This window comes from Vibrio eleionomae, from assembly GCF_009874545.1.
GTDB classification, from domain to species: Bacteria; Pseudomonadota; Gammaproteobacteria; order Enterobacterales; family Vibrionaceae; genus Vibrio; species Vibrio nitrifigilis.
This window is the reverse complement of record NZ_WEKT01000009.1, coordinates 44445-63682: the sequence shown is the minus strand read 5'-3', so window position 1 is coordinate 63682 and position 19238 is coordinate 44445. Positions and strand designations below refer to the sequence as shown.

The 19238-nt window shown below is 43.1% G+C and carries 22 protein-coding genes; 17 read left to right on the top strand and 5 right to left on the bottom strand.

From position 1 onward, the window contains the following. Positions 1-64 precede the first annotated feature (64 nt). From F9817_RS07440 to F9817_RS23970, 4 genes are all read right to left on the bottom strand, one after another. Positions 65-814: an oligogalacturonate-specific porin KdgM family protein gene (locus F9817_RS07440; RefSeq protein ID WP_161154329.1), complete on the bottom strand. Its 750-nt coding sequence runs from the start codon at positions 812-814 to the stop codon at positions 65-67. A gap of 12 nt (positions 815-826) precedes the next feature. Beyond that, positions 827-1663, bottom strand: a complete 837-nt coding sequence (locus F9817_RS07435; RefSeq protein WP_161154328.1) for a hypothetical protein — start codon at positions 1661-1663, stop codon at positions 827-829. Between the two features lie 464 nt (positions 1664-2127). Further along, positions 2128-2637 carry an AEC family transporter gene (locus F9817_RS23975; RefSeq protein ID WP_237476202.1) on the bottom strand — a complete coding sequence of 170 codons (510 nt, stop codon included), beginning with the start codon at positions 2635-2637 and terminating at the stop codon, positions 2128-2130. Further along, positions 2618-3067: an AEC family transporter gene (locus tag F9817_RS23970; protein ID WP_237476201.1), complete on the bottom strand. Its 450-nt coding sequence runs from the start codon at positions 3065-3067 to the stop codon at positions 2618-2620. The genes F9817_RS23975 and F9817_RS23970 overlap by 20 nt, the downstream gene beginning before the upstream one ends. Positions 3068-3381: 314 nt before the next feature. Between F9817_RS23970 and nifH the strand changes: the two genes are divergently transcribed. The 16 genes from nifH (at position 3382) to F9817_RS07350 (ending at position 18238) form a co-directional block, all read left to right on the top strand. Continuing rightward, the gene (nifH, locus tag F9817_RS07425; RefSeq protein WP_161154327.1) at positions 3382-4260 is read left to right on the top strand and encodes a nitrogenase iron protein; all 879 of its coding nucleotides are present in this window, start codon (positions 3382-3384) and stop codon (positions 4258-4260) included. A 44-nt stretch (positions 4261-4304) separates the two neighbouring features. Further along, positions 4305-5783 carry a nitrogenase molybdenum-iron protein alpha chain gene (gene nifD, locus F9817_RS07420; RefSeq protein ID WP_161154326.1) on the top strand — a complete coding sequence of 493 codons (1479 nt, stop codon included), beginning with the start codon at positions 4305-4307 and terminating at the stop codon, positions 5781-5783. A gap of 73 nt (positions 5784-5856) precedes the next feature. Beyond that, complete coding sequence (nifK, locus tag F9817_RS07415; protein ID WP_161154325.1) at positions 5857-7428, top strand: nitrogenase molybdenum-iron protein subunit beta; 1572 nt, start codon at positions 5857-5859, stop codon at positions 7426-7428. A gap of 166 nt (positions 7429-7594) precedes the next feature. After that, entirely contained in the window at positions 7595-7813 is a 219-nt protein-coding gene (gene nifT, locus F9817_RS07410; RefSeq protein ID WP_161154324.1) for a putative nitrogen fixation protein NifT, read from the top strand. Between the two features lie 13 nt (positions 7814-7826). Further along, on the top strand, positions 7827-8513 hold the full coding sequence (locus F9817_RS07405) for a NifB/NifX family molybdenum-iron cluster-binding protein (protein WP_161154323.1): 687 nt from the start codon (positions 7827-7829) through the stop codon (positions 8511-8513). Positions 8514-8553: 40 nt separating this feature from the next. Next, positions 8554-8850, top strand: coding sequence for a DUF6129 family protein (locus tag F9817_RS07400; RefSeq protein ID WP_161154322.1), 297 nt, complete (start codon positions 8554-8556; stop codon positions 8848-8850). Positions 8851-9147: 297 nt separating this feature from the next. Then, the gene (gene nifE / locus F9817_RS07395; RefSeq protein WP_161154321.1) at positions 9148-10593 is read left to right on the top strand and encodes a nitrogenase iron-molybdenum cofactor biosynthesis protein NifE; all 1446 of its coding nucleotides are present in this window, start codon (positions 9148-9150) and stop codon (positions 10591-10593) included. 11 nt (positions 10594-10604) lie between these two features. Next, complete coding sequence (nifN, locus tag F9817_RS07390; protein ID WP_161154320.1) at positions 10605-11975, top strand: nitrogenase iron-molybdenum cofactor biosynthesis protein NifN; 1371 nt, start codon at positions 10605-10607, stop codon at positions 11973-11975. Beyond that, a complete protein-coding gene (locus tag F9817_RS07385; RefSeq protein ID WP_161154319.1) occupies positions 11972-12463 on the top strand; it encodes a NifB/NifX family molybdenum-iron cluster-binding protein in 492 nt (163 codons plus the stop codon). The genes nifN and F9817_RS07385 overlap by 4 nt, the downstream gene beginning before the upstream one ends. 55 nt (positions 12464-12518) lie before the next feature. After that, positions 12519-12815 (top strand): ferredoxin III, nif-specific, encoded by a 297-nt coding sequence (fdxB, locus tag F9817_RS24265; protein ID WP_161154318.1) that lies wholly within the window; start codon positions 12519-12521, stop codon positions 12813-12815. 430 nt (positions 12816-13245) lie between these two features. Further along, positions 13246-14175, top strand: a complete 930-nt coding sequence (gene nifU / locus F9817_RS07375) for a Fe-S cluster assembly protein NifU (protein WP_161154317.1) — start codon at positions 13246-13248, stop codon at positions 14173-14175. Further along, positions 14165-15394 (top strand): cysteine desulfurase NifS, encoded by a 1230-nt coding sequence (gene nifS / locus F9817_RS07370; RefSeq protein ID WP_161154316.1) that lies wholly within the window; start codon positions 14165-14167, stop codon positions 15392-15394. The genes nifU and nifS overlap by 11 nt, the downstream gene beginning before the upstream one ends. Before the next feature lie 10 nt (positions 15395-15404). After that, complete coding sequence (nifV, locus tag F9817_RS07365) at positions 15405-16550, top strand: homocitrate synthase (protein WP_230389652.1); 1146 nt, start codon at positions 15405-15407, stop codon at positions 16548-16550. A gap of 12 nt (positions 16551-16562) precedes the next feature. Continuing rightward, on the top strand, positions 16563-16883 hold the full coding sequence (locus F9817_RS07360) for a nitrogenase-stabilizing/protective protein NifW (RefSeq protein ID WP_161154315.1): 321 nt from the start codon (positions 16563-16565) through the stop codon (positions 16881-16883). Next, the gene (locus F9817_RS07355) at positions 16880-17356 is read left to right on the top strand and encodes a nitrogen fixation protein NifZ (protein WP_161154314.1); all 477 of its coding nucleotides are present in this window, start codon (positions 16880-16882) and stop codon (positions 17354-17356) included. Before F9817_RS07360 ends, F9817_RS07355 begins: the two co-directional genes overlap by 4 nt. A 33-nt stretch (positions 17357-17389) precedes the next feature. Next, positions 17390-18238, top strand: coding sequence for a peptidylprolyl isomerase (locus F9817_RS07350; protein WP_161154313.1), 849 nt, complete (start codon positions 17390-17392; stop codon positions 18236-18238). A 150-nt stretch (positions 18239-18388) separates the two neighbouring features. On the opposite strand, the gene F9817_RS07345 is transcribed toward F9817_RS07350, so the two are convergent. Further along, a complete protein-coding gene (locus tag F9817_RS07345) occupies positions 18389-18724 on the bottom strand; it encodes a MerR family transcriptional regulator (RefSeq protein ID WP_161154312.1) in 336 nt (111 codons plus the stop codon). A 66-nt stretch (positions 18725-18790) separates the two neighbouring features. Here F9817_RS07345 and F9817_RS07340 point away from each other — a divergent pair, with 66 nt between their 5' ends. Beyond that, positions 18791-19162 carry an EthD domain-containing protein gene (locus F9817_RS07340; protein ID WP_161154311.1) on the top strand — a complete coding sequence of 124 codons (372 nt, stop codon included), beginning with the start codon at positions 18791-18793 and terminating at the stop codon, positions 19160-19162. Positions 19163-19238: the final 76 nt, after the last annotated feature.

The following is a 19238-nucleotide window of genomic DNA, read 5'->3' as shown; positions in this document are numbered from 1 at the left end:
AACGTAATAACGGGTTTTGTCGGTTTAGTAACAAAACCCGACAAGTCGTAAATAAGATGCTGAATTAAAAATAAAAATTAAAACCAGCGGTTAACTTCGCTTCTCGGTGATCGCTATCGGTCGCCACGGCGACATCATCAACACCTAAGTAAGGCTGCCAATCGCGATTGACGCGGTAGGACAATAAAGCGCCTTGTTCATAATTGGAGCGCTTGTTGTCGTATAACGTATAGTCAGAATCCTGATACTGGGCAGTGTAGGTCAACATCATTGCTTCGCTTAATTGGTAACTTGCCCCGATCTTATATACATTACGGTGCTGGTTTGGTTCTGATGTCTCTTCCTTTTTGTGCGTAAATTTACGCCATTCATATTGATAGCCCGTAAAGAACGCTAACTCATCGTTGATAGCATACCGGACTGCAACGCCAGGGATATAACGCGCGCCCGTATCTCCTGAATCGCCAATTTCACCGCTAAAGTCATAATCATCGCCGGCTCCCGTATAGAATTTCATACGAATACTTGGGATGACTGATAATTGCTCGTTAATAGCATATTGATAACTGGTATCAAAATATTCACTATAGTTGGTAGGATCATCAAAGCTATCGCGCTTTTTATTAATCAAATTGGCCGCTATTTGAAAACGCAGACCGCCATCAAATTTATACGTTAGAGATAATTTGTCACTATGGAAACGATTCTCAAGTCGATAGTTGTGTTCAAAAGAGATATAACTCGTATCGGCCATAGATGTGATTGGTAATAAAGCTACAGCGGTAACTGGTAGCCATAATAAATATGATTTCATATTAAACTCCTACTAAAAATACCAGTTGAATCCAGCTTTTAAGCACGCTTGTTCTTGTGATGTTGAACTTGATACTGCTTTTTGATCAATTTCCATATAGGGAATAACTGATTTAAATCCTGTGTATTGGACTTTAAATTCGTTATATAAGTAGCCATGTTTATTATTAAACGCATAATATTTAAGTGGCGTGCAACTATAACTGTCACAAGATTGGGGACTATTCGTATATTTTGAGTAGTCATATAAAAGAATGTATTGGAAACGCCAATTTTCGACGCCACGATAATCGATACCTGTTTCGAAACGGTGGGTTCCTATATTCCCTTTTGAAAGGTAACTGACCGATTCGGTTCCTTGGCTTGAATCGCCATTAATGTACATATCGCGAGTTTTGTAGCTGTCGGTACTTGCGTAGTCTCGAAATTGATAGCGGTAACGGACATAGCCACCCCAGTTGGTACTGAGTTTGCGATAAAGTGTAGCGCCAGCTAGGTATTGTAAGCTATCACTTTGGAAATCTATTTCAAATTGAGGGGATAGGTAACTTTTTTTATCAAGGATATAGCTCTTAGATAAAACAAACCCAGCACTACCACCGTAGTAGTTTTCGTACGCATAATCAGAGTCGCGGGGGTAAATACCAAACTTCACCTCAAAGCCCCAGTTCTCTGGTGTTTTATGGACCAATTTGATTGAGTCACCATGGCGACGATTTTCAGTTTGATAGTTGTGTTCGTACTGCAAATAGGTTTTACCTTTTACAGTGTCGTCGACATCCATCGCAGCATAGGCCTGATTGATCATGAGCAGACCTAAACTTGTAAGGTATAGAGGTTTTATATTCATATAATCACCGATTAAATATTTTATAAAATCGCACAGAAATAAATTCTGAGCATAAAATCCATTAAGATGATGGCGATCATCTTTGGTTATTACTTTTAAGTGAAAATATTTAAGGTAATAGAGTCCCGCAGGAATTTAATTCCCTGAGTAACGGTAGGTTACTAATTCTATTTCCCGTCATGAATAAAAAATTCAATTAATGAAATAATAACAACATTATAATGAAACGTTGTTTTGTTTTATTTGTAATCTAGAGTTTGTCTGAATGAAAAACAACAGGTTTTATAGGAGAGTGTGATGTGGGATATATTATGTGTTCTGATGTATAAAAATAGTGAATCTATCTCACACAATGATTGAAAAAAACGTCTATTTGTAAAGTAACGTCAACGTCTTAAGTGTGAGCCTATTAACATCCTAAAGTTATCCGCATATTCAGAGGGTTAACATGGAAAAAGGCATATCTACAGCACATTTTGAGCAAACGCAACCATGATAGGAATTGTTAAGATGGATAGTGCGTTAGCGGCCAATTGTGCGGTCGTACAAAAGGATTGTTTACCGTAAATATCGCCAATTACAGAATAAACACTAAACATTGGCATCGAGGTAATAATGACTAACGCCAACTTCAAATCGTGTGCGGCGGGTAACCATAGCCACAGCATAAACGCCGTCATTAAAGGATGAATAAAGAGTTTACCAACGGTGACGGCGGTTAATTGAGTGCGGTTAGTATGGCGTAGTTCAATGCCCGCTAATGAGCCACCGATGACAAAAAGAGCGACTGCAACTGCCGATGGGGCAAGGATCCCTAACGTTGAGTCTATTGCTGCAGGAACTTGTATATGGAGTAGGTTACCAACGACACCAATGACAATTGAAATCAATAGTGGGTTTTTTATGATGCGTTTGAGCAGTGATTTCAATTTACCATTTAACGCCTGTTGCGACTCAAGTGCACCGTAGTCCATTAAAATAAAGCAGAGTAATACATAAGTTTTCGACTAAAAGAGCCATGGCAAAGGCATTGACGGGTGGGTTATCAATTAATTGTAAGATAACGGGATAGCCAATGAATGAACTGTTTGGTACAACCATGCCCGTAATTGAAACCGCACTGTCGAGCTTGTTTAATTTCATCACCCGAATATAGAAAAGCCAGCCTAACGCCGTCACAACCAAAGAGCTGCATAAATAAGCGGCAAGATAGCGCACGTTGAGCATCGCTTGTATATCAATACTCAACACCGTTTTGATGATGACTGCAGGCAGAGCAATATAGATGACATACCGTCCCATTTCAGACAAAGCCTGCTGCGACAATAATTTGAGCTTAGAACTCACATAGCCCACCAAAATAACCAGAAAGATGGGCAGGATGACAGAAAAGACAGTCAGCATAATGAGTCCTTATTATGTGAATGTAAGATGGTTAATCAGACAAAAAAGATAACCGACAAAATAATTAGTTGGTAAGTGCTTGTTTGTTAGACAGTATACGCCCATCAATTGTTATTCCCAACCTAAGATAAATGGATTTATTCCCTACCAATAAGCAGACAAACAAAGCTTGTTACAAAACGAACATTGTTATGCATACCAACAACATAAATGGGATGAATATTTTATAAGTAATTGAATTTTATGGCTTTTTATAGTTGGTACAATTTTCGCTCTATACCTCCTGAGTCTTAATAATTAAGGAGATAGACCCCATGGCAATTCGTCAATGTGCAATTTACGGTAAAGGTGGTATCGGTAAATCAACCACAACACAAAACCTTGTTGCAGCCCTCGCCGAGCTCGGCAAAAAAGTCATGATCATAGGATGTGACCCAAAAGCGGACTCTACTCGTTTGATTCTGCACTCTAAAGCACAAAACACCATCATGGAAATGGCAGCTCAAGCCGGTACTGTTGAAGATATCGAACTTGAAGATGTATTGAAAATTGGTTTTGGTGATGTGCGTTGCGTTGAATCAGGCGGTCCAGAGCCAGGTGTCGGTTGTGCAGGTCGTGGTGTTATTACAGCGATCAACTTCCTAGAAGAAGAAGGCGCGTATGAAGACGACCTTGACTTCGTATTTTATGACGTACTAGGTGATGTTGTGTGTGGTGGTTTCGCAATGCCAATTCGCGAAAACAAAGCCCAAGAAATTTACATCGTGGTATCTGGTGAAATGATGGCGATGTACGCCGCGAACAACATTTCTAAAGGTATTTGTAAATATGCAGCAACCGGTAGTGTGCGTCTTGCTGGTTTGATCTGTAACTCTCGTAATACTGACCGTGAAGATGAATTGATTGAAGCATTAGCAGGCCGAATCGGTACTCAAATGATTCACTTTGTTCCACGTGACAACATTGTACAACGTGCCGAAATTCGTCGTATGACTGTTATTGAATACGATACCAAATGTAAACAAGCTGACGAATACCGCACTCTTGCGCAAAAAGTCATTGATAACAAACTCTTTGTTGTGCCTAAACCCGTCACTATGGACGAACTTGAAGAACTGCTAATGGAATTCGGCATCATCGATGAAGAAGACGAGTCCATCATTGGTAAGAAAGCTGACGAAGCTGTCGCATAAGTTAAGCGCTTCATTGTCACTCTAAGGTATACAAGGATTTCACTATGGATATGAATAAAGAGCAAATGCAGGCTTTGGTCGATGAGGTGTTAGAAGTCTATCCAGACGTGGCGCGTGAAGAACGCGCCAAACACATCGTCGTTAATGATGAGAGCCAAGACAGTAGTAAATGTATCAGCTCCAACCGTAAAGCAACCCCAGGCACAATGACCATCCGTGGTTGTGCTTATGCGGGTTCAAAAGGGGTGGTATGGGGACCTGTGAAAGATATGATTCACATTTCTCATGGCCCTATTGGTTGTGGTCAATACTCTCGTGCTGGACGTCGTAACTATTACAAAGGCACAACAGGTGTTGATAGCTTTTGTACTATGGACTTCACTACCGATTTCCAAGAACGCGATATCGTGTTTGGTGGTGATAAAAAACTGGCTGGTGCTATTGAAGAAATTGAACAATTGTTCCCTCTTTCAAAAGGCCTATCAGTTCAGTCTGAATGTCCAGTTGGTTTGATTGGGGACGATATCGAAGCCGTAGCAAAAACACAAAGTGCAGCGATTGGTAAGAAAATCGTGCCTGTACGTTGTGAAGGTTTCCGTGGCGTATCTCAATCTCTAGGTCACCATATTGCCAACGATACTATTCGCGACTACGTGCTCAATGATGCTGATGAAAAAGAGTTTGAAACCACAGATTACGATGTTGCCATTATTGGTGACTACAACATCGGTGGTGACGCTTGGTCTTCACGCATTATCTTAGAAGATATGGGTTTACGCGTTGTTGCACAATGGTCTGGTGACGGTACATTGCCTGAAATGGAACACACACCAAAAGTGAAATTGAACCTAGTTCACTGCTATCGTTCAATGAACTATATCGTGCGTTACATGGAAGAAAAACATGGGATTCCATGGGTGGAATATAACTTATTTGGCCCAACGAAGATCATGGAATCTATGCGCAAAATCGCGTCTTATTTTGATGAAAAAATTCAAAAACAAACTGAAGAAGTCATTGCTCGTTATAGCGAACAATGGGATGCCGTGATTGCTAAATATCGTCCTCGTTTAGAAAACAAAAAGGTCATGTTGTACGTTGGTGGCTTACGTCCTCGTCACGTGATTGGTGCGTACGAAGATCTAGGTATGGATATTGTGGGTGCTGGTTATGAATTTGCTCACAATGATGACTACCAAAAAACCACCCCAATGATCAAAGATGCCACTTTGTTATTTGATGATGCCGCAACCTATGAATTGGAAGAATTCGTTAAAGCACTACAACCTGATTTGATTGGTTCTGGTGTGAAAGAAAAATACGTTTTCCACAAAATGGGTTACCCATTCCGTCAAATGCACAGTTGGGACTACTCTGGCCCATACCACGGTGTTGATGGCTTTGCCATTTTTGCCCGCGACATGGACATGACGATTAACAACCCATGCTGGAGCAACATAAAAGCTCCATGGCTGGATAATTCGGCAGCATCTGATAATGAACCAATGGCTAAATCAGCATAATCGCGATTGGAAAGGATTTCCGAAGATAACCGAGCCGGTGTTCACAGATTAGTGGCACGGTAGGAGAAAACTAATGACTCAAAATGTAGATGATATTAAAGCGGGCTATCAGTTATTCCAACAAGATGAGTATCAAACACTCATGGAAGGAAAACGCGAAGCATTTGAAAAAGCGCCTGATGCCGCCAAGGTAAAAGAGGTCTTCGAGTGGACGACCACCGAAGAATATCAAGAACTTAACTTCAATCGTAAACATATTACGATTGACCCAGCGAAAGCATGTCAGCCTCTAGGTTCAGTATTATGTGCGCTTGGTTTTGAAAAAACCTTACCGTATGTACACGGCTCTCAAGGATGTGTTGCTTATTTCCGTACGTATTTTAACCGTCATTTCAAAGAGCCTGTCGCTTGTGTTTCTGACTCTATGACAGAAGATGCAGCGGTATTTGGTGGTCAGAAAAACATGAGTGAAGGTTTGGAAAATGCGTATGCATTGTACAAGCCCGAAGCGATTGCGGTATCGACGACTTGTATGGCAGAGGTTATCGGTGACGACTTGAATGCGTTTATCAATAACGCGAAAAAAGACGGCCATGTTCCTCAAGAATTGATAACACCAAGTGCGCATACACCAAGCTTTGTGGGAAGTCATGTGACTGGCTGGGACAATATGTTTGAAGGTATCTTGCGTTATGTCACCCTTGATCCAAGCGGCGAATATAACCCAGGTACTACCGATAAAATTAATATCGTACCCGGATTCGAAACTTACCTTGGTAACTATCGCGTTATTCAACGCATGTTAGATGAAATGGGCGTGGAATATAACTATCTGTGTGATCCTTCAGAAGTATTGGATACTCCTGCTGATGGTGAATTCCGCTTATATTCTGGTGGTACCTCTTACGATAAAGTCCGTGAAGCACCAAAAGCGAAAGCGACTTTGCTGCTACAACCGACTCAGTTAGTGAAAACCAAAAAATTCATTGATAACACTTGGAAGCAAGATACACCAAAAATTGATATTCCAATGGGACTTGAATGGACTGATAACTTTCTAATGAAAGTGTCAGAACTGACTGGTAAAGCCATCCCTGAGTCATTAACCAAAGAGCGTGGCCGTTTAGTCGATATGATGACTGACTCGCACACTTGGTTACATGGTGTGACAGTGTCACTATTTGGTGACCCAGATTACTTATTGGGTATGTGTAAGTTTTTGACTGAACTTGGTTGCGAAATTAAACATGTCTTGTGTAACAACGGCGCAAAACGTTGGCGTAAACAGCTCGAAGCACAGTTAAAAGAAACCCCTTATGGTGAAAATGCAACTGTGTATATGGGTAAGGACTTGTGGCATTTACGTTCATTAATGTTCACTGATAAACCAGACCTACTGATCGGTAACTCTTACGGTAAATTCATCCAACGTGATACCAAAGCAAAAGGAGACGAATTCGAAGTGCCATTAGTTCGTATCGGTTTCCCAATCTTTGACCGTCACCATCTACACCGTTACACCACATTAGGTTATGAAGGTGCGATGTATATGTTGACCACTATCGTTAACGAAGTTCTGGAAAAATTAGACCGTGAAACGATTGAAATGAACAAAACTGACCTTGGTTTCGATTTGGTTCGTTAATTTCAATCTTGGGTTAGCCCTAGTAATGGGGTTAACCCATGAACTCGCCGTAGGCGGCAAGTTCATCCGGTACATTTTATTCGTTATATCTAAGGGCCGGTGTAGTCCGGCCTATATTGCTGCGAAATAACGTTGCAACGGAATTGATCACAAGGAAGGGAACGCGATGGCGAATGTCATGATTCAATACAATGAAGAAGGCGATCTATGCCTTTACATTGCCAAAAAAGATTTAGAAGTAAACATCACTGAGTTGGAATTTGATGATGAAACGAAGTGGGGTGGGCAAATTCACCTATCCAGCGGTGCCATTTATCATATCGATCCCATTCCCAAGCCCAAACTTCCCATCTCTGTCAGGGCAAAACGTTTACAAGCAGCATAATAGGGAGAAGAGTATGGACACACTCACTGAACAAGCGGCATTGCGAGTCGCAATGGCCGTGAAGTCACTACCTAATGTTAATGTTCGCTCATTACTTGGTTTACTTATTCAACATCTTGGCGAACCGCTTAGCGAAGAAAAACTGATGGGATTGTCAGCACAGGCGTTTCATCTCATGATCAATTCATTAGGTGGTGATGCTAGTCGAAAAGACATTACTAGTGCGTTAAATACGTTAACCGATCCATCGTTGAGTCAAGTTGGAGTTCCAACCGTTAAGGTGACCCAACCTTTGGCTGGGCCTAAGTTACGTGTGGCGCTTACCTCGAATCAAGGGGAAATGATCAATGGCCATTATGGCTCATGTATGCGCGTGCTGATTTATGAAGTCAACGACTTTGCATATCAATTGGTCGATGTTCGCCCTATTGATGCTGGGTTAAAAGGTGAAGATAGAGCATTGTTTTTACTAAGTAAAATTAAAGACTGCCAAATTTTATTCACTCTTTCAATCGGTGGCCCTGCTGCTGCACGCGTCACTCGTGCCAATATTCATCCGATTAAACGAGCGGTGCCACAATCGGCAGATGATGCACTCACCGAACTATCGACGGTGATTCGTCAATCACCACCACCTTGGTTGCAAAAATGCATGGGGATCTATCACCCCAAAAATTTAGTGGATGCCGATGTCGCGTGAGGTGTGCACGATCATTTAAATCGCTCATAGGTGAATATGTATGGAAACGAATTCAACCAATCGAGCACTGTTAGATGAAACGCAATTGGGAGATATTGGTACTAAGTTGGATGAAGTGGTTAATCGTCAAGTTGATTGGTTAGCCTTGATCCAGCAGCAATATCCTCAATTACGTTTTACGGTGTGCTCAGAAGATGATACGGGATGTCATGAACCATTTCATAGTTATGACCAATTTGATTTGCACCTGGTCTCTCATTCACTGAGTGGGTGCAGTTCATTAACCCAAGATGTTAACCACTGTACTGGTCTTGTTATTGCGCTTCACGAAGAGTGAAGCGCTTTTTTTTGTCGTGTTTACGACATTGTCGCACTCTTGTTACCTACCATCCTGATTTAAATAGCACATATAGCTCTTTAAATTCATAAATTTCAGATAGTTATCTTTTTGGTTTGTAAATTGCACCATAGGTAAATCCACTTACACTGCTGCAGATATGTGTAGTTTGGAGACCAATCACTCGTTATCTACGAATTGCTTGCCTTTGAAACCGAGGCACACAAGGACGCGTCTTTAGCATGATTGGGGACACCATCGATCAGGAAGGATCGTGAGCAAAGGTTGGAGGGGCCTATGAAACAATCAGAAATAAAATTACTGCAAGATGAACCCGCTTGTGAACATAACAAAGGGAATAAAAGCGGTTGTAGCCGCCCTAAACCCGGTGCGACAGCGGGTGGCTGTAGCTTTGATGGCGCGCAAATCAGCCTATTACCTATTGCTGATGTTGGTCATATTATCCATGGTCCTATCGCCTGTGCGGGAAACAGTTGGGATAACCGAGGTACGCGTGCGGTAGGCAGCGATCTGTTTCGTTATGGCTTTACTACCGATTTAAATGAACAAGACGTGATCATGGGGCGGGCAGAAAAACGCCTGTTACATGCAATTAAGCAGTTGATTACTGAATATCATCCGCCCGCAGTATTTGTGTATATGACCTGTGTACCAGCATTAGAAGGCAATGACGTGCAGGCGATTTGCGAAGTAGCACAAGAGCGTTGGCATATTCCCGTTATCGCAGTCGATGCAGCAGGTTTTTATGGTAATAAAAACCTTGGGAACCGAATTGCGGGCCATGTGATGGTGGAAAAAGTGGTAGGCACGGCTGAGCCACCAGCCAAACCCTTGATGAAACATGACCCATCGCGCCACGTACACGATATTGTGCTGATTGGTGAGTACAACATTGCTGGTGAGTTTTGGCATGTGTCGCGCCTCTTTGAACAGTTAGGCATTCGCGTGCTGTGTTGCCTTGCTGGCGACACCTTATTTCATGAAATTCAAACCATGCATCGCGCCGATGCGGCGATGGTGGTTTGCGCGCGGGCGCAAGTCAATGTGGCGCGCCGATTAGAAGAAAAATGGGGTATTCCTTGGTTTGAAGGGAGCTTTTATGGCATTGAAGATACGTCTACAGCTTTACGTACCTTTGCTAAATTGCTTAATGATCCCAAGTTGGTCGAAGAAACTGAAGCTTTGATTGAGCGTGAAGAAGCCCGAGTGCGCGCGGCATTTGCTCCGTATAAAGCACGATTGGAAGGCAAACGAGCGTTACTTTATACCGGGGGCGTGAAATCGTGGTCGGTGATTTCTGCCTTGAAAGATCTCGGTATGGAATGTATCGCGACAGGGACAAAAAAATCCACTCAATCGGATAAAAAACGCATTATCGATATCATGGGCCAAGATGCCAAAATGCTTGATGAGGGTGGGGCTCGCTTACTGATTGATACCTATCATCAATACCATGCCGACGTGATGATTGCGGGCGGCCGTAATATGTACACCGCACTAAAAGCCCGCTTGCCATTTCTGCACATTAACCAAGAACGCGAACACGCCTATGCCGGCCACGAAGGCATGATACGTTTGGCTTTGGAGTTGTGCCGTACTTTAGAAGCGCCAATCTGGCAGATGGCCAATACCAAAGCACCCTGGATTGAATCTGCTACTTCTCGCAGCAGCGACAAAGCGTTATCTGACGACAAAAAACTCACCTCTAATCTGATTAAATAAGGAGTAGCAGCATGGCAAAAATCATCAAACAAAATACGCCTTTGGTTACTCAGCCATTAAGAACTAGCCCTGCAACCGGCGCCATTCTGGCAAGCTTTGGTTTTCGTGGCGTGATTCCTCTTTTGCATGGCGCTCAGGGGTGCAGTGCGTTTGCCAAAGTATTTTTAATTGGTCACTTACGTGAGCCAATCCCATTACAAAATACAGCCATTGATCAGGTGTCTGCCGTCATGGGCGGCGATGACAATCTGACCGAAGCGTTAGTGACGTTATGTAAGAAACACGGTCCGGAATTAATTACGGTGATGACCACCGGGTTAACCGAGCTACAAGGCACCGATATCTTTCGCGTGATTAGTCAGTTCAAACGTGATTATCCGCAATATCAAGCCTCTCGTATCGTTGCTATGCATACCCCTGATTTTGTTGGGTCGATGCAAAGTGGTTTTGCCTTTGCAGTGAATAGCGTCATCAAGCAATTAGTGAAAGAGCCATCACTTAGGCCAAAACAGCGCATGCAAGTAAATGTGTTGTGCTCCGTTGGTTTGACTGCCGCAGATATTGATACGTTAAAACGTTATTTAGATGCTTTTGATATCGAGGGAATTTTTGCTCCCGATCTTTCTATCTCTCTTGATGGCCATTTAGGTGATGACGATTTTTCACCCACCAGTATTGGTGGAACGTCAGTTCTTGAGATTGAAATGATGTCGGAAAGCGATGCCACAATAGTGATCGGTGATTCGCTGAAACCGAGCGCGGTGTGGTTAGAAAAACGCTTTGGTATCGCTTATACCGAAATTGGGATGGGGATGAGCTTAGAAGATGTTGATGAGTTAATCATGACACTCTCTGCGCTCAGTGGTAAGGAAGTGCCTAGCTGGATTACGAGAGCCAGACAACGCGTACAAGATGCGATGTTAGATAGCCATTTTGTACTGACTCATGAAACCTTTTCGATAGCGCTCGAACCTGATTTAGCAAAAGGTTATGCCCAAATTATTGCCGCAATGGGTGGGCATATTCACCAAGTGATTACCACCAGTCAAGAGCCAGGGCTTGAAGCGCTGCCTTGTGATGAAGTGATCATTGGTGATTTGGCCCAACTGGATCATCACGCTGATGATTTGCGTTTAGTGATCAGTAATAGCCATGCTGCTGTTATTTGCGAACCTGATATTCCAGTGTTACGGGCGGGTTATCCCGTTTCTGATCGCTTCGGCAATATGGATATTCGCCAGTTTGGTTATGAAGGGATGCGTGAACGCCTGTTCGCCATGGCAAACATTATGGCGGTAACAGAGAAAGAAGACGTTGAACCGCACGTTAGTGCTTACCGCTTTAGTGCCGACCAAGTAAAACAAAATGTGGGGGTCGCATGAAAATCAGTGAAAGAAAATTGCATGTGGAACCTACTCAATCAGGTGAAGCATTTGATTTGAAAATTGCGTTTGCGACAGAAAGTCGCCAAAACGTCGATCAACATTTTGGTAGCGCCAGAGGCATGCTGATCTATGGCATTAATCCACAGGGGTGGAGTGTGTTAGAAGCGATTGAATACACAGAGTCATCGGCTACCGTTCACGATAAATTACCTATTCGTATCAGTGATTTAGATGGATGCGCTGCGGTGTATTGTAATGCCTGCGGTGCGGCTGCCATTCGCCAATTATTAGATAACCATATTCATCCAGTCAAAGTGAGCGCTGGAGTCGCCATTCACGATTTATTGTCGGATTTAAAACAAGAGTTATCTGGTCAACCGAGTGGTTGGCTGGCTCGGGCGATTAAATTGCAAGAACAGTCAACGACGGTTACCCAAGAGAGCAGTAGTGAACGGTTTGAGCAGATGATGGATGAAGAATGGTGACGTGATGTCAAAGATCACCTGGTAAGCAGAGACGTTAACAAATAAGGAAAACACCGTGAGCAAAATTGTCAGTTACACCCGGGGGGGAGACGAATGGGAACCCCAATTTATTTCTGAAATCGATCAAGCAAACTGTATTGGTTGTGGCCGTTGCTATAAAGTTTGTTCAAGAGATGTCTTTGATTTAGTGGAAAAAGAAGATGTCGATGATGATGACGATGATGATTATTATGATGAAGATGAAATGATGATGGTGATGAGCATCAAAAATGCTGAGGATTGTATTGGTTGTACATCATGTAGCAAAGTCTGTCCGAAAAATTGTCAAAGCTTTGCCCCGGCAGAGGCTTAGGTTTCACACTGAATGTAAGTTTCAATCTTTTCTTCTAAGGGACAGTCTGCACTGTCCCTTTCTGTTTCTAGTTATTGGCGTCATTTTCCTACTTAGAATACGCACTGAATACGGTTATTTTCGGTATGAATGATGCCGACTAGCACAATGTCGGGGTTTATGTCGGGTTTGTGTCACACCGATTGTCATCATTTTTGTATCAAAGCGAACAAATTGCGCCTATTGAGGGTTTTATTTTGTGTTTGTTTTGTGACCGAGTTAAAAAATAACTCAATACAATTCATGTGCTTATGTCTCATTTTTTCTACTATCTTCGCCAGTTGTCACAACTTGCCATGTAACTTGCAACATTCCTGTAAAGTCTTGAAACACCAACACCATACACACGCACTGGACGCGTGGCGGGCAATAAAATAATTAAGGAGCAGGTATGTGGGATTACTCTGAGAAAGTGAAAGATCATTTCTTCCATCCAAGGAATGCCAAGTTGGTTGAGGATGCAAATGCTCATGGCGATGTCGGTTCTATCAGTTGTGGCGATGCACTGAGCCTGACGCTGAAAATCAATCCAGATACAGATGTGATTGAAGATGCCGGGTTTCAAACTTTTGGCTGCGGTAGCGCTATTGCTTCTTCATCGGCATTGACAGAAATGATCATCGGTAAACCAGTGAATGACGCGTTAAATGTTACCAATAAAGACATTGCAGATTTTCTTGATGGATTACCTCCGGAAAAAATGCACTGTTCAGTTATGGGCATGGAGGCCTTGCACGCAGCGGTTGCCGATTATCGCGGTGAGGAGTTAGACGACGACCACGAAGAAGGTGAACTGATCTGCAAATGTTTTGCAATTGATGACGCGACGATTAAACGCGTGGTTAAAGCAAACAATCTCACTACATTAGAAGAAGTGATCAACTACACCAAAGCAGGTGGTGCCTGTGCTTCTTGTCATGAAAAAATTGAATGGGTGTTGGAAGATTGCCTCGCTGAAATGCAAGGCGAGGCACCAACAGCACAACATGGCGAAGTGATCGCTATGGAAGGGAATCAATCTGCACCAGTACGAAGCGAAGAAGCGCAACGTGTTTGGGATCTCATCAGCCAAATCATTGATGATGTGCGTCCAAACGTGCAAATGGACGGCGGTGATATTCACTTAGTCGATATTGAAGACAATGTCGTGTTTGTTTCTATGGTGGGGGCTTGTACTGGATGTGGTTTATCTGGACTTACTCTAGCCAACGTTGAACATCAAATTAGCCAAGTGATGGGTGAAATGTTCACCGTATTCCCAGTTCAAGAAAGTGGCACAGAAGGTCTAGCAGACCCAAAGGAGGGGACTTATGATCACTAATAATGCAGCTGAAAAACCAATTATTTATCTAGATAATAATGCGACAACTCGCATTGACCCGCGTGTATTGGGCGTAATGATTCCTTATCTAGACCAATATTATGGCAACCCATCTTCTATTCACCGTTTAGGCGCAAAAGTGGGTCAGGCATTAGAAATCGCTCGTGAGCAGGTACAGCAATTTATTGGTGCACGTTTCTCCAGTGAAATCGTATTTACCTCATGTGCGACGGAAGCCACCTCAACCGCCATTATGTCTGCCGTTGAAGCTTATCCCGATCGTAAAGAGATCATTACCACACAGGTAGAGCACCCAGCCACGCTCACTTTGTGTCAAAACTTAGAGCGCAAAGGCTACAAAATTCATTTTATTGGCGTGGATAAAAAAGGGCGTTTGGACTTTAAAGCGTTTGAAGCCGCACTAAGCCGTAATGTCTGTTTAGTGACAATGATGTGGGCGAATAACGAAACAGGTACGATTTTCCCAATTGAACGTGTTTCTCACTTAGCCAAATTCTATGGCGCATTAATGCACGTAGATGGGGTACAAGCGGCTGGGAAAATTCCAATGGATGTTAAATCATTGCATATCGATATGATGTCTATTTCTGGTCACAAATTCCATGCGCCGAAAGGTGTTGGTGCGCTTTATTTACGTCGTGGTACGCGTTTTAGACCTTTACTTCGTGGTGGACATCAAGAACGCGGCCGCCGAGCTGGGACCGAAAATGCAGCATCAATTATTGCAATGGGGGCTGCGGCTCAGTACGCCTTCAACGCGTTAGAAACGGAAGTGCCACGGATACAAATGCTTCGCGACCGTTTAGAACAAGGCCTGTTAGCGCGTATTCCAAACAGTTTTGTCACAGGTAATCGGGCTCATCGTGTACCCAATACTTGTAACTTAGCAGTGGAATATGTGGAAGGTGAAGCTCTGCTTCTGATGATGAACCAAGAAGGGATTGCGGCGTCATCCGGTTCGGCTTGCACGTCAGGATCTCTAGAGCCTTCTCATGTCATGAAAGCGATGCAAATTCCGTTTACCGCTGCACATGGTACGCTACGTTTCTCATTATCCCGCTTCAATACCGAAGAAGACATTGATTACGTGCTCGAAAAACTACCACCGATTGTGGAACGTTTAAGAGAGCTTTCTCCTTACTGGGACAATGCGACCAACAAAGGTAACGTTGACGCGTTTGCTCCGGTGTACGCCTAGGGAGGTTGCGATGGCCTATGGAATGAATATTCCTAGCAAAGTAGTGATTAACGACACCACTTTGCGGGATGGCGAACAAAGTCCAGGGGTCGCGTTTACGACTGAAGAAAAAGTTCATATTGCTCTATTGTTAGAAGATGCAGGTGTCAATGAACTCGAAGTGGGGATTCCAGCAATGGGCCCCGCTGAGCGAGACACAATACGGGCCATTTCTCAGTCACTTTCTCGCGCACAAACCATGGCTTGGTGTCGGATGCTACCGGAAGATGTTGAACTGGCGACGGGGCTCGGTTTGGATTGGCTTGATTTATCTATTCCTGTATCGAGCGTGCAGTTAAAAAGTAAGCTAAACATCTCTCCAGAACGGCTATTTAAGCGCTGTACACATGTGATTCAAATGGCAATCTCGCGCGGATTTAATGTCTGTGTTGGGATGGAAGATGCGTCACGTGCTGATCCAGAGTTTTTACTACGAGTGGCGGAAGTGGCGGAAGCCGCTGGGGCGCAACGGTTACGTTTCGCTGATACTAACGGAATACTCGATCCGTTTACTACTTTCCAGCGTATTGTGCAGTTACGCACCAGTACTCCGCTTGATATTGAGATGCACGCACACAATGACTTGGGTCTTGCTACGGCAAACACATTAGCGGCAATCCAAGCTGGCGCAACGTCGATTAACACGACCATTAACGGCTTAGGTGAACGTGCGGGTAATGCAGCATTGGAAGAAGTGGCGGTTGCAGTCAACGTATTAGATCAGTCTCACACTGATATCGATTTAACTCAACTTCCCAATTTGTGTCGCTATGTTTACATGGCATCAGGCCGTTCAATCTCACCACAAAAAGCGATTACTGGCGATATTGTGTTCACTCATGAATCGGGCGTACACGTCGATGGCTTACTTAAAGACATCAATACTTATCAAGGCTTTTCGCCTACGTTAATCGGTCGTCATCATCATTTGGTGTTGGGTAAACACTCGGGTATTAAAGCGATCAGTGAAGTTTATCGTCGTCTTGGGGTGATTCTATCGCAAGGCCAATGCGAAGCACTGCGCGATGAACTGCGTCATTGGTCTGAAAAAGAAAAGTGTGTGCCTACCAATGATGATTTATTAGGGATAGCCATGCATGTGATGGTGTCAGCATAAAAAGGGAAAGTTATGGACCATATCGACCCAGAGGAATTTTTAGAAGATTTAGAAGAGCTAAGTACCGCTGAAGCCTTCTTAGATTATTTTGATATCGATTACGAGCCAGAACTTGTTGAACGTAAACATATCCAGTTACTCCGTCTGTTTCAAAAATTGTTATCGAGTCAACCGGCTCGATTAAGTGAATACCGTTATTACCATCAAACCTTGAGTATTGCTTATCGTCAATTGGCACTTGGAAGAGAGCCTGCGTTTGATTCACATGGATGCCAAAGTTGTCACAGTACTGAATGTGGCTCACTGACCGTTGTTGAAGAGGAGCGACCATGACTGATTGGGAATTAGAAAGACAACCCGGCATACGCTTTGCCGAAGGAGAGCCTGTGCGCGTTATCCGCACAGTGCGTAATGATGGGAGCTTCCCTGGTTTTGATAAAGGGGACGTGTTGGTTGAGGCAGGCACTTGTGGTGAAGTGCGTAGCTACGGTTATTTTTTACAAACGCAGGTGATTTTCCAAGTCTATTTTCCTGAGGTGAATCGGGTGATTGGTATCCGTGAAACTGAATTGATCCGAGCTGATTTACCTTGGGTGCCTTGCACTTTATACAGTTTGGATAAAGCGCGTTTAACCAAAAGTTTAACCATCAAAGGCGAACCGCTAGCGAGCAAAGGCGATCTGATTGAGGTGAAACGTTCTTGGCGCGATCTCGAAGATGGCTCTCTCACATACGAAGTCGCGTGTGGTGAATACGTCTTTAAATTGGATGCCTCAGTATTAGAAGCCGTTCATGATTCTCTATAGGTCTCGTGGTTAATTGATAGGAAAGGAGTAGGTATGGAAGCCTATAAAAGACATTATCTAACCGCAAAAGTCGCGACAGAGCTTTATCAGTTAAATCCTGAATTTCTGTCGAGTATGCAGCGTGTCAAAGTCGATGAACAGGTGGAACAGCTCTATCGTATTCAGGAAGCCATTTTGCAATCCCAAGAAGCTCAGTGGATTGCTCTGAGCGAGCAAGAAGTTGATCAGGCATTAGATTCTTGTATTGAAGGCTATGATTCGTATCAAGGGTTTATTCAAGCTCTTAACAATCAACACCTCGATGAAGGGAAGTTGCGCCAAGCCCTCAAAGAAGAACTCAAATGCGACAAGGTTATGGAGTGGGTGAGTCGTGATGTGCCATCACTAAGACAAGAAGATGCCGAGCGTTATTTCAATACTCACCGGCAAGAGTTTCATCGCCCACAAATGTGGGATATGAGCCAGATTTTAATTACGGTGAATGAGGCATACCCAGACAATACGCACGCCAAAGTCGTGGCTCGTATTTGGTCTGTCTATGACCATTGTAAAGCGCAAGATGATGATGTGTTCAGCCAGCATGCGCTAAAATATTCAGAGTGCCCCAGCGCCATGAATAATGGCTATCTCGGTTGGTGTGATGAAACGAAACTTTATCCGCAAATAACCGAGCGCTTGGTATCGCTTGCGTCTAACCAGCTAAGCACTCCGATTGAAACTGAATTAGGCTTTCACTTGGTAAAATACCATCAGATGAAACCTGAGGGGATGGCAAGTTTTGCAGAAGCCTTACCTTTTCTCGAAGAGAAACATACCCAACGCGCTCGCCAATACTTACAGCGCCAATGGTTAACCCAGTTGCTGCAAGCCTACCCAGCGTAATGGTCGTTTAAATCATTTCACCATCATCAAACACCACATCTAGCATGTGGTGTTTTTGTGTTTATTCATTTTCACAATATCCAATACGTGGGTAAATATGCCTTGATTGAATGTCGCTTTAGCCGTAAGCAAAATAATTAAATTGGGGATTTAAAGGTATTGACGTAAAGTTATTTTTGCTTGATTTAGGTTGGCAATCATTTGGTCTATTTGCTCGATCTGGCAGGAGAATTTATGTTTTAGTTGATCACATATTTCCTGTTGACTGATTTGAGTCAATTGGCAATGTAATATGGGGCGAATGTCTTCAATTGTGAAGCCAATTTCTTTGAATAGTCTAATTTTGTTAATTAACTCAATGTCATCTTTTTTAAAGTTTCGATAACCAGAATGCGTACGTGTTGGCTTTAACAGTCCTTGTTCTTCGTAGTAACGAATCATTCTAATACTAACCTTTGTCTGTTGCGATAATTCACTGATTTTCATGATTGCTCCTTGACTCTTACAGTACTGTCACACTTTAACATTGTTACTCCAACAAGGAGGATAAAGATGATTAAATTGATATGTATAGTAAAACGTTCACCTGAATTGAGTTATGAAGAGTTCCTAAAGCATTGGGAAGAGAATCATGCCAAGCTAATCCGGAGGCACGCATCAGTACTAGGTATTAAAAAATATACTCAAAATCGGTCAATCAAGGCTGCAGAGCTACAAACTCAGATGGGCGTGTTGAGGGAAGTAACCAGCTTTGATTTCGATGGGATTGATGAGCTTTGGTATAACGATCTTAAATCTCATTTGAGATCGAGACAAACCGAAGCGGGAGCCAATGCCCTTGAAGAAATTATCGCAGATGAAAAGCGGTTCATCGATTTATCAAAATCGCAAATGTGGTATAGCCATGAATTGGATGTTTTATAGAAAATGACTTTTCTATTCACTTTAAAAGCAAGCCACGGGTGAGATCATAAGGGCACAACCGATACGATACTCTGTG